The sequence below is a fragment of the Streptomyces sp. NPDC004542 genome, assembly GCF_040610035.1.
Lineage (GTDB): Bacteria > Actinomycetota > Actinomycetes > Streptomycetales > Streptomycetaceae > Streptomyces.
In genome coordinates this window covers 1-2,878 of the sequence record NZ_JBEXLP010000193.1, presented here as the reverse complement: position 1 = coordinate 2,878, position 2,878 = coordinate 1, and the positions used below count along the sequence as shown (strand labels likewise).

The 2,878-nt window shown below is 68.1% G+C and carries 1 protein-coding gene; it reads right to left on the bottom strand.

What is annotated here, in order from left to right; genetic code table 11:
• The coding region (locus ABZX30_RS37930; protein ID WP_355942961.1) for a hypothetical protein at positions 1-2,827 on the bottom strand (2,827 nt) is incomplete at its 3' end.
• Between the last annotated feature and the right edge of the window lie 51 nt (positions 2,828-2,878).

The window sequence follows — 2,878 nt, the reverse complement described above, 5'->3', positions numbered from 1 at the left end:
GGAGGCCGATGTATGCGTTCAGGGAGCGTGAGGTGCCTGAGGCGTCGATGAACTCGGTGTCGGCGGGTGGGTCCTGGATGGGTGCGTCGGGTTCCTGGCCTTGGTGGGCGTAGTGGTCGCGCAGGGCTTGGAGGGCTTGTGCGGACACCGTCCGCCGGATGGCGGAGGGCTTGTTGCCGACATTGGTGGGCAGGCCGGCGGCGATCAGGGCCTCCACGCCCTCCACCGACACACCCGTAGTCCCTCTGTACACGTCGCTGAACCATTTGCCGAGCACGGTCGGGGTACCAGCACCCGTCAACGGGTGCCTGTTACGAGGGAGTTGTGGTATGTCGCGGGGGTTGGCGTCGTAGTAGTGGCGCAGGGCGCGGGCGGCGTGGAACGGGTCGATGGCCGCGCGCCGTATGTGGGTGCTGAGCTGGAGGTGGGTGACGACCTTGTCGGGCAGTCTGTGACCTTCGGGGAGTTGTACGCCGTGGGTGCGCAGGAGGCCGATGTATGCGGTGAGAGAGCGTGAGGTGCCTGAGGCGTCGATGAATTCGGTGTCGGCGGGTGGGTCCTGGATGGGTGCGTCGGGTTCCTGGCCTTGGTGGGCGTAGTGGTCGCGCAGGGCTTGGAGGGCTTGCGCGGACACCGTTCGCCGGATGGCGGAGGGCTTGTTGCCGGCAGCGGTGGTGGGCAGGCCGGCGGCGATCAGGGCCTCCACGCCCTCCACCGACACACCCGTTTCCCCTCTGTACACGTCGTGGAACCACGTACCAGGGACGTCCGGGGCGCCAGCGCCCGTCAACGGCTTTTTTTGAGAAGGGAGTTTTCTTGGGGCGCTGGTCTGGTTGTTCGTGTAGTAGTGCTCCAGGGCGCGGGCGGCGTGGAACGGATCAACGCCCGCGCGCCGGGCCGGGGTGGGGGTGCTGAGCTGGAGGTGGGTGACGACCTTGTCGGGCAGTCCGTGACTGCTGGGGAGTTGTACGCCGTGGGTGCGCAGGAGGCCGATGTATTGGGTCAGGGAGCGTGAGGTGCCTGAGGCGTCGATGAATTCGGTGTCGGCGGGTGGGTCCTGGAGGGGTGCGTCGGGTTCCTGGCCTTGGTGGGCGTAGTGGTCGCGCAGGGCTTGGAGGGCTTGCGCGGACACCGTTCGCCGGATGGCGGAGGGCTTGCCGGGGATGGTGGTGGGCAGGCCGGCGGCAAGCAGGGCCTCCACGCCCTCCACCGACACACCCGTATTCCCTCTGTACACGTCGTGGAACCACGTACCAGGGACGTCCGGGGCGCCAGCGCCCGTCAACGGCTCCGTTTGAGGAGGGAGTTTTCTTGGGGCGCTGGTCTGGTTGTTCGTGTAGTAGTGGTCCAGGGCGCGGGCGGCGTGGAACGGATCGATGCCCGCGCGCCGGGTGTGGGTGTCGAGTTGGAGGTGGGTGACGACCTTGTCGGGGAGGCCGTGGCCTTCGGGGAGTTGCACATTGTGGGTGCGCAGGAGGCTGATGTATGCGGTGAGGGAGCGTGAGGTGCCTGAGGCGTCGATGAATTCGGTGTCGGCGGGTGGGTCCTGGATGGGTGCGTCGGGTTCCTGGCCTTGGTGGGAGTAGTGGTTGCGCAGGGCTTGGAGGGCGTGCGCGGACACCGTCCGTCGGATGGCGGAGGGCTGGTCGCCGGTGGTGGGCAGGCCGGCGGCGATCAGGGCCTCCACGCCCTCCACCGACACACCCGTATTCCCTGTGTACACACTGTGGAACCAGATACCAGGGATGTCCGGGGCGCCAGCGCCCTTCAACGGCTTCCTTGAAGGAAGGAATTGTCCTCGGGCGTCGGGCTTGTTGTTCGTGTAGTAGTGGGCCAGGGCACGGGCGGCATGGAAGGGATCGATGCCCGTGCGCCGGGCTTGGGCGGGGGTGCTGAGCTGGAGGTGGGTGACGGCCTGGTCGGGCAGCCCGTGACCCTTAGGGAGTTGTACGCGGTGGGTGCGCAGGAGGCTGATGTATGCGGTGAGGGAGCGTGAGGTGCCTGAGGCGTCGATGAACTCGGTGTCGGCGGGTGGGTCCTGGACGGGCCCGTCAGGTTCCCGGCCCTGGGGGACGTAGTGGTCATACAGGGCTTGGAGGGCTTGCGCGGACACCGTTCGCCGGATGGCGGAGGGCTTCTTGTTGGGGGTGGTGGTGGGCAGGCCGGCGGCGATCAGGGCCTCCGCGCCCTCCACCGACACACCCGTATGCCCTGTGTACACACTGTGGAACCACGTACCAGGGACGTCCGGGGCGCCAGCGCCCTTCAACGGCTCCCTTGGAGGAAGGAATTGTCCTCGGGCGTCGGGCTTGTCGTTCGTGTAGTAGTGGTCCAGGGCGCGGGCGGCGTGGAACGGATCAACGGCCGTGCGCCGGGCGGGTGTGGGAGGCAGGAAGAGGATCTCGTCGGCTTCCGGCAGGCCCGCCTCCCGCAGACGGGCGAACGTGGGAGGCGCTACCGCCACCCTGCCCCGACTGATGGCGCCCAGCCAGCGTCCCAGGTAGATGTCCCTGCCACCGGCCGACACCGTCCAGTCAGAGCCAGGAAGCCGATCCGCCTTGGCACGACGGTTGTGCTGGTAGAACCGCCGCAGGTGATCAACGACCTCACCGACCGTCAGCCCGCTCTTGCCCACCTTGTCGTCCTGGGCTTCCTCGGCCGCCCTCAGTCGCTCGGAGCCCTGCGTGGTGTAACCGGTGCGCTCCAGGGCCTGGAGAGTCTGCGGAGTGAGTGCTGTCCGCCCCGCCGCCACGCCCTGCAGCCAGCCGTGCAGGTCCACCGGGTACTCCTGCCCGAGCAGTGAGACCGGCCCGGGCTCCGCTGTCACACCCGTACCCTGCTGCACGAACAGGTCCCGCACACGAGACAGCCACCACGC